The organism is Mesorhizobium sp. M4B.F.Ca.ET.058.02.1.1 (assembly GCF_003952505.1).
Taxonomy (GTDB): Bacteria; Pseudomonadota; Alphaproteobacteria; order Rhizobiales; family Rhizobiaceae; genus Mesorhizobium.
The window spans coordinates 4,553,477-4,568,977 of the sequence record NZ_CP034450.1; the positions used below are offsets into that span (position 1 = coordinate 4,553,477).

Here is a 15,501-nt window from a genome sequence, read left to right on the forward strand (position 1 = left end):
CCAATGAGGCAGGCGAGGAGAGGCTATAGCCCATTCTTGTAGACTGACCTTGTCCCACGGAGGCGGCTAACCACCCCGCCAGACATCATCGAGGGGAGCGCCACTAGGCTCACGAACAAGTGTTGGTCATTTCCACCTGGGTGACCTCGGCCAAGTCACCAAACCGCTTAGCGCAACCTTTCGAACTGGATGCTCCCCGGGCACATGATCGGCTAGCGATCCCACCAATTGAGTTGCTCCAAGTCGGTGTCTAGCTTTCTACATTCTGTGTCCGACGCTGGACAAGAATGTTGCAATCCCGACCAGTAAGTCAGCACAGGCGCCACCTGTTGCCCAGCAAACGGCAAGGATTATCGAAAGACGAATTCGGCACGGAGCTTGCACCAACGATTGCATGCAAATGCCGACAGCATCTCATGAACGGTCTCTCGATTCTGGCGCGGTTAAATCGCGGCCGGTTCCAGATCATGTCCCGCCCGAAATGGTGAGGGACTTCAGCCTGTTTACGTCGCCCGGCATGTTGCCGACGGCCAACGGGGATCCGCATGCAGCGGTTGCTTGCGTTCATGCCGGGCCTCCGATCTTTTATTCAACCAGCAACACGCGCGACGGTCGGGGTACCTGGGTCATCACTCGCGCGAGCGACCAGCGCCGGGTGCTGCAGGACACCGAAACGTTTTCCAGCCATCGCAGCATCTTCGCCTCTGTGCTCGGCGAGAGCTGGCCGATGATCCCGCTTGAGCTCGATCCGCCATTCCACGGTGTTTTTCGCTCACTGCTCAATCCGCTGCTTTCGCCAAAGCGGGTAATGGCATTGGAGCCGGCTGTCCGGGAACGAGCGATCAAGCTGATCGACAGGATCGCCGCATCAGGCACGAGCTGCGACATCATGAAGGATTTTGCAGTTCCGTTCGCGGTCAATATCTTCCTTCGCTTTATTGGGCTTTCGGACGACGGACTAGAAACATTTGTCGGCTGGGCTAGAGATCTGCTCCACGGCGATAAGGAGCAACGACCACCCGCAGCCCGGACGATCGTGGCCTTCATCGACGAACTTGCCACCGAGCGCCGCAAGGAGCCGGTCGATGATTTCATGACCTTCATCGTGAAGGCAAAGGTCGAGGGCCGTCTGCTCAGTGACGAAGAAGTCCGTGGCATCGGCGTGCTTGTGTTCGTCGCGGGGCTCGACACGGTCTCAGCAGCCATATGCTTCGACTTGGCCCATCTCGCGCGCAACCCCAAAGATCAGGAATTGCTACGAAGCGAACCGGACCGGATTGCCGTCGCCGCGGAAGAATTGCTGCGCGCCTATTCGACCATTCAGATGATCCGAGTGGCAACGAAGGATGTCGACTTCAAAGGCGCGCCGATCCGCAAGGGAGACTATGTTTCCTGTGCCACGATGATTGCCAATCGTGACCCGGCGGAATTCGAATACCCGAATGAGATCGATCTGGCGCGCGAGGACAACCGGCACGCTGCCTTTGGCTATGGTCCCCATCGTTGTCTTGGCTCACACCTTGCCCGGCGGGAGATTGTCATTGGCCTGGAGGAGTGGCTGGCGCGCATCCCAGCCTTTCGGATCAAGACAGGGACTGAACCCATCACCTTCGGCGGCCATGTGTTCGGGATCGAGAATCTGATCCTGGACTGGTCCTGAAGTTTCCGCCAACGACATTGGAGTTCGCTATGCGTGTCATCGTACACAAAGCCAGATGCCAGGGTCATGCGCGCTGCTTGGCGCGGGCGCCGAGAGTCTTCAAGCTTGATGACGACGGCTACATCTTGCCCGGTGATATTGATGTTGCCGATGGGGAGCAACTGCTTGCCTCACAAGGGGTAAGAGCCTGCCCCGAACAAGCTCTGGAAGTTGACGAGCCCCCCGCTAACTCAATTGTAGAGAGAGACACACGCAAAGTGCAGACTGGCGTCGGGAAGGACAAAACAATCATACAATTCGCGACAGAACCTGTCGACCACGCGAAAATTACCGAACTGCGTGACCGAGAGGCGATCCGCAACTGCCTGTATCGGTACTGCCGCGGGATAGACCGCGCCGATGAGGCGGCGCTGCGTAGCGCATACTGGCCCGAAGCGTATGACAGGCACGGTCCCTATTGCGGACCGGCAGAGGACTTCATCCAATTTGCTCTCGGTCTGCCGGGGCAGCGTAACATCCATCAAATCACGAACAGCCTGATCGACTTCATCAGTTCAGCAGAGGCCGCGGTCGAGAGCTATTTCACCGCGCTGCAACGCGGACCGGATACAGACCAAGAAATACGTCAGACGCTGCTTTGCGGCCGTTACTGCGATCTGTTTCAGAAGAGGCAGGACGAGTGGCGAATTGCGGAACGGACAGTCGTCTACGATTGGGTTGAGGAGCAAATCCCGCCAGCGATTCTTGAGGCAGATAGGTTCGGCCGGCGACAGCCGATTGGAGCACCACATCCAGACGATCCCATCTACCAGCTGCTCAAGCGTCACATCCCCACCGACCAAGATGGCGTCGAGGGTCCCCAACTGGGAGCTGCATAAGTGGGTAGAAATGGAGGATGAGCGCCTTGCGGGATTGAGATCTGTGTGGGGCCGCAACTGGCGGTCACTGCAACGATTTGGCTCGACCCTTCATTCCGCCCAAGGTCGATGGGCTGAGATCACAAGCGGTCATCGTGGAGAAGCTCTCGTGAAACTGGCAGCACGCACCGTAATCATCACAGGCGCCGCGGGCGGGATCGGCCGTGCCCTGGTCGATATCCTTGCCGCGGACGGAGACACTGTAGTTGCGGTGGACCTTCCGGGCAGTGGTGTGGTTGAACTGGCTCGGGATCTCGGGTCGCCGCACGTCGGTCTGGAGTGCGATGTGTCGCGAGAGAAGGACATGCTCTCACTTTTCGGCCAGGTCGAAGCACGGTTCGCGCAAATCGATGTCCTCATCAACAATGCGGCGGTTGGACCCACGATGGATAGGATCATCGACACCGCTGTCGATACCTTCCGACGCGGCGTGACAGTGAACCTTATTGGGCCATTCGTTATGGCCCGGGAAGCGGCGCGGCGCATGAGGCCGGGCGGTGCGATCGTCAATGTGGCTTCGATGGCGGGCGTGGTCGGCAATCCCAGGCGCAACGCCTACGCAGCCTCGAAAGCTGGCGTGATCTCGTTGACAAAGTCCCTTGCGTGCGAGTGGGCTATGCGAGGAATCCGCGTCACGGCGGTGGCGCCGGGCTCCGTCCGCACCCCAATGGTCACAGAACTGGCACGCGCTGGCAAAATGGACCTCGCGGCGATACGCCGCCGCGTGCCGATGGGGCGCTTGGCTCGCCCCGACGAGATCGCCAGGGTCGTGCGTTTTCTGAGCAGCACGCAGGCGCGCTACATCACCGGCTCGGTGCTGGCAGTCGACGGAGGCTGGATGTCATTCAACCAGCCGGGGGATGCTCACCCGCCGGTGGATAGTGCGCTCCAAGCCGAGCTCTCCTGTCCGGCCGAATGCACAGATGCGCGAATCGTGCTCGTCACCGGTGGCGCAAAAAGCATTGGCGCGGCCGTCGCTCGCCGCTTTGCCGCGAACGGCGACACCGTCGTGATTGCTGATAAAGATGGCACTGCAGCGGCAGAGCTGGCTACATCGCTCCCCGGCAAGCATCTGGCGAAATCGCTGGACGTGGCCGTCGAGAGCGATGTGGTGTCGATGTTCGAAGAGCTGAGGCGACGCTTCGGGTATATCGATGTTCTGGTCAATAGTGCTGATACCGCCGACAGGATTGTGCCTGCGATCGAGCAACTGTCGAAACAGCTCGAACACGTCCTGGATGTCAACCTTACCGGCGCCTTCACCTGCGCGCGCGAAGCGATCAAGGCTATGCGCCCGGGCGGCGTGATCCTCAATCTCGGGTCGATCGACAGCTTTCTGCCGTTCGCGCCGCGCCATGCCTACGGCGCCTCCAAGGCGGGGATGGATATGCTGACCCGTTGCATGGCGGCCGAACTCGGCCCGGTCGGAATTCGGACAGCCACCGTCGCTCCTGGCCACATCCGCACGCCCGCACTTGCTCAGTTGGCCAAAGCCGGCCGCATCGACCTGGCAGCAATCGGACGACGCATCCCCATGGGCAGGATGGGACGGCCAGAAGACGTCGCAGATGCATCGTTCTTCCTTGCTTCGTCTGACGCCTCATACATCAACGGCTCGATCCTCTACGTGGACGGCGGCTGGACCTCGTTCGGTGATGCGGGAAACGCCAGCGAACTCTATGACGAATGTTTTGCGGAGGCCGCAGGTTAATTGCCAGGCATTCGCAGGGCGACCGGCCGAGCATTATGAAGCCTCGGCTCCACGACGCACCCGAGGTGCTTGAGATCCAAGCATGCGCATGCCGAGCACATTCCCGGTCGGCTGACGTGTCTATAACGAGGAGAAATCATGGAATTTGCCACTTTCATTCTGGCCGCCCAGCGTGGCTATCACCAATCCTCAGAAAGCGTCATCCGCAACTCCATCGAACAGGCCGTCGCTTCGGAGCAGGCTGGGTTCAACACCGCGTGGTTTGCTGAGCACCACTTCAACAATTACAGCCTCATACCATCCCCGCTGATGATGGTGGCGCACTGCGCCGGCTTGACAAGCACGATTCGCCTGGGCACTGCCGTCTGCGTGCTGCCGCTTTACCAACCGCAGCGCCTGCTGTCCGAGATCGGCTTCGCCGACATCGTTGCGAACGGCCGTCTCGAGCTCGGCGTAGGCTTGGGATACCAGCAGTTCGAGTTCGAACGGTTCGGCGTGGACATCGATGAGGCGCCGGCCGTCTTTTCGGAATACCTGGACATCATTCTCAAGGGCCTCAACCAAAACGTCTTCGAACACGACGGCCAGTATGAGAAGATCCCCCCAACAGCGATTTCGGTCCGCACAGTCCAGCAGCCGACGCCGCCTATCTGGATCGCTGGCGGAGCCGCACGGATGGCTCGGGCCTACCGCGAGGGGCACAATTTTTTTGTCACAGCCTTCCACGACGGCTTAGAGACTTTGACCACACTGCGTGAATCAGTCGAGAGGGCGGCGGCATCCGAGGAAAAGAACGTCACCGACGTCAAGATATCGCTGCTGCGCTGCTGCTATGCCAGCCACGACGAGTTGGAGATCAACAGCTATCTCGACAATGCCCGCTTCCAGCGCCGGCTTTCTGAAGCCCTGCATCAGCGCCGCCAACAGAGCCACGATGGCTACCTGCTGCAGGAGACACCGACCCAGCAGGATCTGTCCTTCGAGACCATGCGCAAAAATTTGCCGATTGGCAGCGTAAATCGCGTGATTGATCGCCTGCTGGAAGAGATCGATGTCTTGAAACCGGACCAGATCGCAGTTCAGACTCAATTGGGCGACTTCGACCAAAAGACGATGCTGCGCCAGATCGAGCTCTGGGGCGACAAGATCATCCCTGCGGTCAACAAGGCGCTTTGTCATGCCGGAAGCTGAAGCCGGCCGTTACGATGATGGCTGCCTATCCACGCGCGCAATGGCGTGGGTCCGAGCTAGGGAGGAGCTTCGATCAGCATGTGCTGCCCTGCGTGCTTTCGCGTTCGCTTGAGGAGGTCCAGGCGGGCGAGGTGTTGGCGACGGAGGGGACAGGCCTTTCGTCTGTCGAATTGCGTGATGTCTTGGCCGCAACTTTCCCGTCTACCTCCAGCAGCGTATTCGCTTTGGAGGAGTTGAGCGAGCCCGAGCCGGAACTGGAAGAGGAGCTGCTGCGCCGGCTGCTGCTAGCGCATGCTGCGCCGGGCGACCCGGCGAGCGCCCGCTTGGCCAAGATCATCGCCCGGCGTGCGATGCGCACGGACCATCTTTGGCGGGATCTTGGCCTCTCAAATCGCGCTGAGCTCAGCCGCCTGCTTGCCAGACATTTTCCCGCGCTGGCGGCAGGCAACACAGAAAACATGAAATGGAAAAAGTACTTTTACCGCAAGCTGTGTGAGGCCGAAGGCTTTTCGTCATGCACTGCACCCAGTTGTCGGGAATGCCATGACTTCGAAAGCTGCTTCGGCCCGGAGGAAGTTGAGAGTCGCCTCTCGCCGACCAGGAATGCCGGTTAGTCACTTCGCTTGATCGCAGCTGCGGACAACCGCTTATCACGGCGCCGTAGTATGGAGGAAGGGATGTTCATCGCCTCGCGATATTTGGTGACGGTACGGCGAGCGACATTGATGCCGGTCTGCTTGAGCTGAGCAACGATGTCTTCGTCGGAAAGTACCTTGTCGAGCGATTCTTCGGCGATGATTGCCTTGATCCGATGGCGGACAGATTTGGCGGAGTGCGCGTCGCCGCCCTCGCAGGATGCGATTGTCGCTGTGAAAAAATACTTCAGCTCGAACACCCCGCGCGGAGTTAACATGTACCTGTTCGAAGCCACCCGGCTTACCGTCGACTGGTGCATTTTGATCCCGTCAGCGACATTTTTGAGACAGAGAGGCCGCAGATGGGCGACGCCGTGTGTAAAAAAGGCATCCTGCTGGCGCACGATTTCGGTCGCAACCTTAAGGATCGTCTTAGCGCGCTGCTCGAGACAGCTGATCAGCCAGTTCCCTTTTTCCTGGCAATGGTCGAGAAACGCTTTGCCTTCCGGATTTTGATTGGTCAGCTGCGAGATTTCGGCGACATAGGTGTGGTTGATCAACACTTTGGGCAGCGTGGCCGGATCAAGCTCCACCCGCCATCCACCTTCGGACTTGGGCATTACCCAGACGTCCGGTACGATGGTTTCCGGCGTCCCGGACTGGAACCGGTCTCCAGGCTTGGGATCGAGCGCGCGGATTTCGTTCCTCATGTCGAGGAGATCCTCCTCGTCGACTCCGCAACGCTGCTTCAATCCCTGAAAATCCCCCCGTGCAAGCATCTCGAGATTGGCGACCAAAGCTGCCATAGCCGGGTCGAACCGGTCTTGCTGGCGCAGCTGAATCTCCAGGCATTCGCTGAGAGTTCGCGCAAAAATCCCCGGCGGATCAAATTGCTGCAAGATTCCGATGACCCGTTCCACATCAGCTTGCCGAACGTTTAACCTCCCGGCCAGATCGAAAAGGTTTACCTGAAGATAGCCAGTGTCCTCCAGATGGGCGGCGAGCTGTCCGGCAATCAGCCGCTCCTGCGGGGTGAACGGGGTGAGGGCGACCTGGCGGGCGACATGGTCGTGCAATGTTTCGGTGTGGGCGGTAAACTCCTCGACGGCAGGTCGATCGTTGCCGCTACTGCGTTGCGACTTCCATTGCCCGCGCCCGCCAGACGGCCCGCCAATGGGCGATTCGCCGATTTCGCTTCTGCTTTGACTGCTCCGCTGATCCACCCCTGACAGCGGCGAAACGTCGTCAAACGGGTCAGGCTTCAAAACGGGGTTCTTCTCGAGTGCCTGCTCCACGAGCTGATGGAGTTCAGTATGCGTCAATCGCAGCAAGCGAATAGCTTCAATGGCTTGAGGCGATAAGACCATACGTTGCTTCTGGCGTTGAAGCAGGCTTGCTGAGAGATGCATGTTGAACCGGTAATCTGCCGAGGAGGCTCTAGTGTGTGCTGGGGTTGTGTGAGACTTGCCACTTCTGGGTCATGCCGCCGCCTTCAGTTTGTCGAGAACGTTTTGCGGGGATGAAACGCCATAGGGGTCCGTCTCGCAGTTGTCACAGAAGCCTTCCTCCTCGAACCACTGCTCCACCACGCCATCGTCGATCAGAGCGGCGTATCGCCAGGAGCGCATGCCAAAGCCCAGATTGTCCTTCGCGACCAGCATGCCCATCTTGCGCGTGAACTCGCCCGACCCGTCTGGGATCAGCTCGATCTTCTGCAGCCCCAAGGACTTTCCCCACGCATTCATGACGAAAGCATCGTTGACTGAGACGCAGTAGATCGCGTCAATTCGCAGTTCCAGAAATTGATCATAGAGTTTTTCGAAATCGGGCAGTTGGAAGGTCGAGCAGGTCGGGGTGAAGGCGCCAGGCAGCGAGAACAGGATAACGCGCTTGCCCCCGAAATAATCGTCGGAGGTCTTGTTCTCCCACCGATAAGGATTTGGCCCCCCGATCGACTCATCGCGAACACGCGTGCGAAAGGTCACGAGAGGAACGTTCTTTCTATCGGTCATTGATTTGCTCCCAGGCCAAAGTGGTACGGTGCATTTTTCGGTTAAACTGAAGCGGCATCGACTTCGGTGGACAGTTCCGGCAGCCTTTCGCCCTGGCGTGGTTGCCTCGGACCAGTCTTGTGCAAGACCGCCCCCGAGCAGGGACGTTTAACGGCGACGAGCTTCCAGTTTTCCGCGGGGACGGGGAATGTTTGCTCGCGTGCTTTATCGAGCTTTGAGAGGTAGGCATGGTCTCCAACCGTGGTTTTGACTGCGTTCTAGCGACCGAGTCGCAAGCGCCATGCCAATTGACCCCATGCCTTGGGTTCACTTCGGTTTTTGCAGCAACTTTCGTGTTGTGCAGTAATGCCGGTCGATATTATTGCTCAAGCAGCACTGGAAATTGGGTGGGACTCCGTTCGGCAAACCCGGCCTTTGTCCGAAGCCGGACACGAATGTCGGAAATTAGCCAAACGCCAGGACCTGGGGCGGGTTAAGAAACGTTGCCGTGGGCACCGTTCTTCAGCACAATTGCGCCACGCGAGCATGGCTCCCAGCGTCAATGCCGTGCAGCAGCGAGACGAAAGTCACTGCAGAATATCAACCTCTGCGAAGTCGTTGAGACGATGGGACAGGATAGCCAAGGAGGTGCGCCGTCTTGCATGCCCCGCCAGCGAGGCGAACCCTCTTGGCTACGCGCGCCACCAGAGACGCTCCATATCGTCAGGCCCGCGTCTCATGCTCAGATGAGCCGGTATTTGGCTCTCTCATCAGCGAACCGAGAGAGCCCATGCCAAGACGGAAGCAAGCAAGACGAACGAGCGTCAAAGATACCCGGACGATCCTGCGCCTGACCCGTAAACAGGGCAGTCCGGTGGGCGAGGTGGCAGAGCAACTGAGGTTCGGCAAGACCTCGGTTTCCACCTATTTCTGCGGGCGCTGGAGGCGGGCTGTCGTGCTGGCCCTGCATGCGGCTTTGACGACGATGCGATGTTGAAACACCGTCTGTTGCGCCGAATCGGCCGTCGGCCACACGTTGGGTCGTCATCAGGTTCTCGACAGCTTCCCGGTGTCAAATCCAAACCGTGGTCGGCGATCCCACCAAGGTGGGAAGGCAGCGCTGACATAGCCGAACGTCGATCAAGTCACGATCAACGATTGCCTCATGTCACATGCCCTGCGGGACTGAAAAACGGAGAAGAACATGTGCGATGCAAAACTGAAGACCGTGCTTTCGCTCTTCTCGCCGGTGGCCAGCAAATTAGATGCTCTCTCGTCCAACGGACCAGCGACGGATGCAAATTACGTTAAGCTAAATACGAACGAGAACCCGTTTCCGTTGCCGAAGAGCGTAATGCAAAGTGCAATTGCTGCGATCGAACACCATTATCTTTATCCGGAAGACGACAATCTCAGCTTAAGGGCAGCTGCCTCCGACGCTTACGGATTTTCCAAAGATCAGGTGATTGCCGGCAACGGTTCGTCGGAACTGCTCGGACTCATCTACAGAGCTTTCCTCGCCCCAGGAGATACAGTGGCGATGCTGTCGCCCGGATTTTCGTTCAACCGTAAACTTGCCATGTTACAGGGTGCCGAGTTTCTCGAAATCGCATCGAGCGAAGCTCATCCCCTGCCGATAGAAAAACTTCTGTCCGGCCCCGCAAAAGACGCGAAGTTCATTCTGTTGGCTAATCCGAACAATCCGACCGGAACATTCGTGCCGGTGGCCGAAATCGAACGCCTTGTGGAGCAAGCAGATCGCTTGATCGTCTTGGATGAGGCCTACGTTGACTTCGCACCCGACCATGCCCTGCGCCTCGTCAATAGACATCCGAATCTTTTGATCTTGAGGACTTTTTCAAAGAGCTATGCTGCCGCTGGCGTGCGAGTCGGCTTCGGTTTCGGTCACCCAGAAATCATTGGCAGGCTGCGCAACATCCAGAATGTCTTCAACATGAACGTGATCGGGCAGGCGGTCGGGAAAAGCATTCTTGCGCATCGCCACGCCTACGAAGAGAACCACAGGCACATCAAGCATGAACGACAGCGAGTGACCCTGGCGCTGTTGCAACTTGGCTTTTCCGTAACACCCTCCCACGCAAACTTTTTGCTGGCCCGTGTGCCGGCGGGACAGGAGGGCTCATGCTGGCAAGCCGCGTTGAAAGAGCAGAAGATCCTCATCGCCAGCTTTCCTGACATAGATTTGAAGAACTGCATTCGCGTCAGCATTGGTAGCACAGAGCAGATGGACAAATTCCTTGCTGCCGCCAAACACGTCTGTATGAACTTTAAGAGGAATCGCGGTGTGCGCAAGCATGAAGTCAATTCACATTGCATTGGAAATGTATTAAGTAATAAGTGTCGATGTGTTATAAGTTATGATGTTTCCAATAGTGGATAAATCATAGGTAATTTGGAGAATAATTAATTGACGAAAATTTTCGCTTCGGGCCTAACCTTCGGCATCTTCGATCATCTGGACGAAAACGGCGATGACATCGCCCAACAATATGCAGATCGGCTGAGCCTAGCAGAAGCGTGCGATGGCTATGGCTTTTATGCGTATCATCTCGCAGAGCACCACTGTACGCCACATGGCAGAGGTCCATCACCGAATTTGTTCTTAGCGAGCGTCGCCCAGCGAACCCGCAGTCTTCGTGTTGGTCCCATGGTAATGCTACTTGCGCTCTATCATCCGCTGCGTGCCTTCGAGGAGATCTGCATGCTTGATCAGTTGAGCGGCGGCAGGCTTGAACTCGGCATAGGGCGCGGCTCTGCTCCGACTGAATTGGGATACTTCGGGGTTGCTGTAGAAGCAGCACCAGAACAGTACACGGAGGCCAGCGAGATTCTCATCAATGCGATGAAAGGCGGGACGCTTTCTTATGAGGGCCGCCACTTTGAGTTGAAAGACGTTCCGCTGACGTTGAGACCTCACCAATATCCCCAGCCGCCGACATGGATCGCCACCAATCGACCCGAGCCGGCTAGCTGGGCCGCCGCGAATGGGGCAAACATCGCCTGCGTCGGACCTTCCACTTCTGTTCGCAGCGTTACCGACGCGTTCCGCGCCGCCCGAATTCACGATGCTGACATTGGCCACCAAGCGCCATTTCTTGGATTGCTCCGAATGGTGGTGATAGGGCGTTCTGAAACAGATGCGTATTTGCTCGCAGCACCTGCCTATGAACGATGGCTCAAGAGCTTCAAATTTCTATACGAACTAAATGCCATTCCCACTCCACCAAACTTGCCTTTGAACTTCGATGCAGCAATTGAAAGTGAATTGTGCGTCGTGGGAACGGCAGCTTCTGTCCGAAAAGCTCTCCTTGATCAGCTGGAAGAGGCAGGTGCTAATTATCTTCTGTGTCAACTGGCATTTGGGGATTTGCCGCTGGATGCCTCGCTATACACCGCATCGACCATTCGATCCGAAATCATGGCTCGAGTTGCCGCATCGTGAATCCGTTGTGTGATTGGAGGAGCAGCGGCAGCGCTGCTGCTCATTCCGAAACGGTTGTGGGGGCCGGACTCTTGTGTCAGGCGTAAACACTAGGCCGGTGCTTGGTCGCCGACCGCGATACTGCAGCCCTCGCCCATTTCAGTCCCGATGACATTCCTGCCGCGACGGTTGCAGTGCCGCACTCCGCAAATTCCCCATACAGAAACAGACTTCTTGGCCTGCTCGACCAGCAGGATGGGTCCCTGCTCTCGCCGGATCTGGAGCACGTCGAACTGGCACTGAGCGATCGCCTTGAACAGCAAGGCAGGCCGATCAACTTCGTGTACTTCATAGAGGAGGGCTTCGGCTCTATCATCGCCAAAATGGCGCCCGGCCGGGATGCCGAAGCCGGCATTCTGGGCCACAAAGGCATGACAGGAACGGTTGTCGTCCTCGGCGACAATCTGGCGCCGCATGATTGCGTCGTCCAGCTCGCCGGAGAGGCGATGCGCATTCCGATAGCCCCCTTTCATGAGGCACTCGAGCAAAGTCCCACCCTGCGGCTGTTTCTTCTGCGCTTCGTGCAATGCCTGATGGTGCAGACCAGCTACACCGCTCTCACGCGAACGCCCGCCAGGGGCTCGAAAGCCGTCTCGTCCGATGGCTGCTGTTGTGTGAGGATCGCGCTGGCCCCGAGCTGAAACTCACGCGCGAATTCCTGTCGATCATGCTCGGCGTGAGGCGGCCGGGCGTAACCGTCGCCATCGAGGTCCTGGAAGGCAATGGCTTGATCCGCGCCACGTGCGGCAAGATCGTCATCCGTGATTGGGAAGGACTGATCAAACTGGCCGATGGCAGCTATGGCCCACCGGAAGCCGAGTACGAAAGGCTTATCGGTAGCAGTCCACTCCGCTGAAGGCTGTAGGGACCCTCGACAGCAGTGAGCCCATAGGAGATCACATGGCCGCCCTTTCCCTTAATTATTTTGACGTACGCAACAATGATCGGCTCTTTTCCGACACTGAAGGGACATGGTTAGCCGGCGGCATGGATTCCGTCAGGCTCGAGGCTTTCGCCGCGCTGACAGACTATGCGCGGGAAGTCACCCCCACCGTCATTTGCCGCCGCCTTACCGTTGAAGCCCGCGACGAAGACAGCAAGCCGCTCTTGGAAGCTGTTATGGACGTGGTCATCGGGGTCGTTTGTCTCAGACGACCCCGAACAGCCAAAGCGCTAAAAAAACGCCGAGCGCCAGCTCGGATGCCTTCCGGTGAACCGATCTGCGGGGCCGACTAGTCCTCTCGAACATCGGTCAGAGTGGCATGGCGCAGCCCGCCCTCGCCTTTCAGGAAGCTGATGTGGCCGACCAGGCCGGGCTTGATCCACTGCGCGTTCGGCTTCTTGATCGGAATTCCTTTGCGCGCCCGGCCGGGCATCCGGCGACGCGCTCGTAGAGCCGTTCCTTCATGGCGCGGTTCAGACCGATCACCGCGGCCCCGACATATTTTCGTGAGCCGTCGGCCTTGGCCATGAGAGCCATCGGCGCGGCGAGTAACCCTGAGGGTCTCGAGCTGCATCAGCATGGAGAGCCTGCCTATAACGGACCCCGTGCCGTCGTCGCGCTTTCCGAAGAAGTCGTCCGCCCACGGCAACCAGAGCGTCCTATCGAGGACAAAGCATGTTTGCCTGCGGCATTCTGAATCACATCCGAGACGAGGGTTGCCAGCTAATGGGTGGGCAGGCAGGGTGGCGCGCCAACGGCACACGGCCGCACGATGTAATGCAAATAGTACGAGGAAACCGATGCCCCCCATCACCCGTCGTCATGCCCTCTGCGCGCTCGCAGCCCTTTTTGGTGGAAAACACGCCCATGCTCAAACTTCTGTACAAGGCGGGCTCGATATCGTCCGCGGCAAGCGGACCACGTCTAAAGAGCATCCTTGGTACGTCGAACTCAATATTGTCACAGAGGATAAAATTGTCAGAGAGGATAAATCTTATCTATGCGGTGGAGTGGTGATCGGAGACCAATGGATCCTCACAGCGGCACACTGTTTAGCGGGTGCAACCAAGGTCGAGGCCTTTGTGAAGAATGGCGTTTCGTTAGATGTAACGGACTTTATTGTTCACGAAGAATATGTCGCGAAGACATTCAAACATGATCTGGCGCTCGTGCGGGTGCGCAGTACGCTACCCGCAGTGGCCATTCCCCTTGCTACCCCCCGGATGGACATTCCTAATGGCGAGCTCCTTACCGTGACGGGTAAGGGAGTTACACGACATGGTGGAGAGGAATCAGAAGAGCTCCGAGAGGGCAAGGTCCCATACGTCGACAACAAAACGTGCAGCCGCAAATATGGGGAGGAGATCTTTCCTGGGATGATGTGCGCCGGAACCGAAAGCGGCGGGACCGATCCTTGCCAAGGGGACAGTGGAGGTCCTCTGACCAAAGCCCATGGCAAAAACCCTATCTTGGTTGGAATTGTCTCGAGTGGGGCCGGTTGCGGAAGGACATACGGTGTGTATACGCGCGTGTCGTATTATCGCGAGTGGATCACGAAACATACCGGTGACTGAGGGGGCGAGTCGGGATGCGTGCAGGGTGGAAAGTTCACGTTGCCGCGTATCCGAACGCGCAGAATGTCCAGACTAATCGGAGTTCATCTAACAGGTATCCTGACCATGTCCCATGAAGGCTGTGCAGGCTAGGAAGCCCCGAGGCACCCGCGCCTGGCTCATCAGCGGAGCTGGGGGCTCTGATTAGACCCGCCGGAGATCAGGGCGGCGGGCTCTATCCAGCGGCACTGTATGACGCCAAGTCCAAACGCAAATTTGATGACGACGTGCGCGATAGCGGGCTTGGGGATTTTGTCGAGGCGGTCGAAGCCACCCCTCACGCCCTTGGCTAAGAAACCAAGCCTTCTTCAGCTTCCAAGAGACCGAGCACAGTGGTGCCAGAGTGGTCGGTCGAGGCATGCTGGCGAATGCGCGACAAAAGCAGCTTGTGGCCATAGAAGGCAGCGACACAAGCAAGACTGGTCGCCCCGCAATCGGTGATATCGCGCTGCTTAAACTTGCTGACCTTGCTTGACATGGCGGCTCGCTGACTGTCTGGAAATTGAAGATTAGTCGCCCGCGTAGAGCGGATTGAGCTAATCGTCGACTTTATCATAGAGGAGTTGCAGCAAAGTGCGGCCTGCAACGAGAAAGCGTGCCCAAACGGTAATGCCTTTCTTCAGGTGAGCGATGCCCCCGTTCTTAAGGACGAGTTGGTTGCGAGACAGCGCAAGGGGGACCTTGAAGAAGGGCTCCCGCCGTGGAGAATGGAGTCCTGCGCCACGTTGAGCACCTTGGCGTCAGTGACACCCCATTGATTGTAGTTTGTAGGCATCGATTTGGATATGCACCGACTGGCCCGGGTGCACAAAAGCGATGTCTTTGGGGGGAACGTAGATTTCCACCACCAGTTCGGTACCGGCGAAACCCAACCGACGTTTTGCCCGGCCTGTACGTAGCTGCCGGAAGTGAGGCCTGAGAATTGCTCAAGAGTACTGGGGCTCGAATATGAGTCAGATCCCGCTCGTTCTCGAGCTCATGCAAAGTGGCCGTGAGCTCCTTGAGGCGCAGGTTGATGTCGAAGAGTTGCTGGTTTCATTCGGCGATTTTTCGCCGGGCCAGGATCTCGCCCTGGAGCTCAATGTTGTGGAGGGCGAAAGTCTTTTCTTCAACAGTTTTCGCGGGCGCTGCAGAAGCCGAAAGCAGTCGCTTGGCACGGTCGAGTTCCGCTGCGGCATTGGTGCGGGCGTATTCGTTTTCCCGCAACAAGTTGAGGAAATGCGCGCGGTCAGCTTTGGCGGATTCGGTCGAGAGGCGGATCGGGTCCTTGGCCTGCGTGCCGGAGGAGATCAGGTTTTCGAGATCACCGGCAAGATCGCTCCTTGCGACCCATGCTCG

General features: G+C 58.0%; 14 protein-coding genes and 3 pseudogenes. 12 read left to right on the forward strand and 5 right to left on the reverse strand.

Features of this window, described 5'->3' with window-relative positions; all coding sequences use genetic code 11:
* Nucleotides 1-481: 481 nt before the first annotated feature.
* The 6 genes and pseudogenes from EJ073_RS22300 to EJ073_RS22320 all read left to right on the forward strand — a co-directional run bounded on the left by EJ073_RS22300 (nucleotide 482) and on the right by EJ073_RS22320 (nucleotide 6,093).
* The gene (locus tag EJ073_RS22300; RefSeq protein ID WP_164746650.1) at nucleotides 482-1,660 is read left to right on the forward strand and encodes a cytochrome P450; all 1,179 of its coding nucleotides are present in this window, start codon (nucleotides 482-484) and stop codon (nucleotides 1,658-1,660) included.
* 29 nt (nucleotides 1,661-1,689) lie between these two features.
* Nucleotides 1,690-1,812, forward strand: a pseudogene (locus tag EJ073_RS32305) (ferredoxin); the annotation flags it as partial.
* A 138-nt stretch (nucleotides 1,813-1,950) separates the two neighbouring features.
* Nucleotides 1,951-2,538, forward strand: coding sequence for a nuclear transport factor 2 family protein (locus EJ073_RS22305; RefSeq protein WP_236378846.1), 588 nt, complete (start codon nucleotides 1,951-1,953; stop codon nucleotides 2,536-2,538).
* A 148-nt stretch (nucleotides 2,539-2,686) separates the two neighbouring features.
* Nucleotides 2,687-4,288, forward strand: a complete 1,602-nt coding sequence (locus EJ073_RS22310; protein WP_091599495.1) for an SDR family oxidoreductase — start codon at nucleotides 2,687-2,689, stop codon at nucleotides 4,286-4,288.
* Nucleotides 4,289-4,426: 138 nt separating this feature from the next.
* Nucleotides 4,427-5,479: an LLM class flavin-dependent oxidoreductase gene (locus tag EJ073_RS22315; RefSeq protein WP_091599492.1), complete on the forward strand. Its 1,053-nt coding sequence runs from the start codon at nucleotides 4,427-4,429 to the stop codon at nucleotides 5,477-5,479.
* Nucleotides 5,480-5,493: 14 nt separating this feature from the next.
* The gene (locus tag EJ073_RS22320; protein ID WP_126057643.1) at nucleotides 5,494-6,093 is read left to right on the forward strand and encodes a nitrogen fixation protein NifQ; all 600 of its coding nucleotides are present in this window, start codon (nucleotides 5,494-5,496) and stop codon (nucleotides 6,091-6,093) included.
* On the opposite strand, the gene rpoN is transcribed toward EJ073_RS22320, so the two are convergent.
* Nucleotides 6,090-7,523, reverse strand: coding sequence for an RNA polymerase factor sigma-54 (rpoN, locus tag EJ073_RS22325; protein WP_091599489.1), 1,434 nt, complete (start codon nucleotides 7,521-7,523; stop codon nucleotides 6,090-6,092). The two genes, EJ073_RS22320 and rpoN, sit on opposite strands and share 4 nt — an antisense overlap.
* A gap of 69 nt (nucleotides 7,524-7,592) precedes the next feature.
* Nucleotides 7,593-8,126: a peroxiredoxin gene (locus EJ073_RS22330; RefSeq protein ID WP_029356553.1), complete on the reverse strand. Its 534-nt coding sequence runs from the start codon at nucleotides 8,124-8,126 to the stop codon at nucleotides 7,593-7,595.
* 1,183 nt (nucleotides 8,127-9,309) lie between these two features.
* On the opposite strand from EJ073_RS22330, the gene hisC reads away from it, so the two are divergent.
* The 5 genes from hisC (at nucleotide 9,310) to EJ073_RS31690 (ending at nucleotide 12,843) form a co-directional block, all read left to right on the forward strand.
* Entirely contained in the window at nucleotides 9,310-10,506 is a 1,197-nt protein-coding gene (gene hisC / locus EJ073_RS22335; protein WP_091599485.1) for a histidinol-phosphate transaminase, read from the forward strand.
* 27 nt (nucleotides 10,507-10,533) lie between these two features.
* Entirely contained in the window at nucleotides 10,534-11,568 is a 1,035-nt protein-coding gene (locus tag EJ073_RS22340) for an LLM class flavin-dependent oxidoreductase (protein WP_091599482.1), read from the forward strand.
* A gap of 101 nt (nucleotides 11,569-11,669) precedes the next feature.
* Nucleotides 11,670-12,248 (forward strand): Crp/Fnr family transcriptional regulator, encoded by a 579-nt coding sequence (locus tag EJ073_RS32310; protein ID WP_236473429.1) that lies wholly within the window; start codon nucleotides 11,670-11,672, stop codon nucleotides 12,246-12,248.
* Nucleotides 12,218-12,463, forward strand: coding sequence for a helix-turn-helix domain-containing protein (locus EJ073_RS32315; protein WP_236473428.1), 246 nt, complete (start codon nucleotides 12,218-12,220; stop codon nucleotides 12,461-12,463). Before EJ073_RS32310 ends, EJ073_RS32315 begins: the two co-directional genes overlap by 31 nt.
* A gap of 44 nt (nucleotides 12,464-12,507) precedes the next feature.
* Nucleotides 12,508-12,843 (forward strand): hypothetical protein, encoded by a 336-nt coding sequence (locus EJ073_RS31690; protein WP_187331497.1) that lies wholly within the window; start codon nucleotides 12,508-12,510, stop codon nucleotides 12,841-12,843.
* Here EJ073_RS31690 and EJ073_RS22355 read toward each other — a convergent pair.
* Nucleotides 12,840-13,130, reverse strand: coding sequence for a hypothetical protein (locus EJ073_RS22355; RefSeq protein ID WP_126057644.1), 291 nt, complete (start codon nucleotides 13,128-13,130; stop codon nucleotides 12,840-12,842). The genes EJ073_RS31690 and EJ073_RS22355 overlap by 4 nt on opposite strands.
* Before the next feature lie 220 nt (nucleotides 13,131-13,350).
* Here EJ073_RS22355 and EJ073_RS22360 point away from each other — a divergent pair, with 220 nt between their 5' ends.
* The gene (locus EJ073_RS22360) at nucleotides 13,351-14,124 is read left to right on the forward strand and encodes a serine protease (protein ID WP_164747232.1); all 774 of its coding nucleotides are present in this window, start codon (nucleotides 13,351-13,353) and stop codon (nucleotides 14,122-14,124) included.
* A 260-nt stretch (nucleotides 14,125-14,384) separates the two neighbouring features.
* Here EJ073_RS22360 and EJ073_RS22365 read toward each other — a convergent pair.
* Both EJ073_RS22365 and EJ073_RS22370 read right to left on the reverse strand, forming a co-directional pair.
* Nucleotides 14,385-14,641 (reverse strand): annotated as a pseudogene (locus EJ073_RS22365) (cysteine peptidase family C39 domain-containing protein); the annotation flags it as partial.
* Nucleotides 14,642-14,699: 58 nt separating this feature from the next.
* Nucleotides 14,700-15,489: pseudogene (locus EJ073_RS22370) on the reverse strand (HlyD family efflux transporter periplasmic adaptor subunit); the annotation flags it as partial.
* Nucleotides 15,490-15,501: the final 12 nt, after the last annotated feature.

Bases quoted from the DNA above. Each gene is read 5' to 3' on its own strand.
- EJ073_RS22300 (WP_164746650.1), top strand. From the start codon at position 482: ATGGTGAGGGACTTCAGCCTGTTTACGTCGCCCGGCATGTTGCCGACG.
- EJ073_RS22315 (WP_091599492.1), top strand. From the start codon at position 4,427: ATGGAATTTGCCACTTTCATTCTGGCCGCCCAGCGTGGCTATCACCAA.
- EJ073_RS22320 (WP_126057643.1), top strand. From the start codon at position 5,494: ATGATGGCTGCCTATCCACGCGCGCAATGGCGTGGGTCCGAGCTAGGG.
- rpoN (WP_091599489.1), bottom strand. From the start codon at position 7,523: ATGCATCTCTCAGCAAGCCTGCTTCAACGCCAGAAGCAACGTATGGTC.
- EJ073_RS22330 (WP_029356553.1), bottom strand. From the start codon at position 8,126: ATGACCGATAGAAAGAACGTTCCTCTCGTGACCTTTCGCACGCGTGTT.
- hisC (WP_091599485.1), top strand. From the start codon at position 9,310: ATGTGCGATGCAAAACTGAAGACCGTGCTTTCGCTCTTCTCGCCGGTG.
- EJ073_RS31690 (WP_187331497.1), top strand. From the start codon at position 12,508: ATGGCCGCCCTTTCCCTTAATTATTTTGACGTACGCAACAATGATCGG.
- EJ073_RS22355 (WP_126057644.1), bottom strand. From the start codon at position 13,130: ATGCTGATGCAGCTCGAGACCCTCAGGGTTACTCGCCGCGCCGATGGC.
- EJ073_RS22360 (WP_164747232.1), top strand. From the start codon at position 13,351: ATGCCCCCCATCACCCGTCGTCATGCCCTCTGCGCGCTCGCAGCCCTT.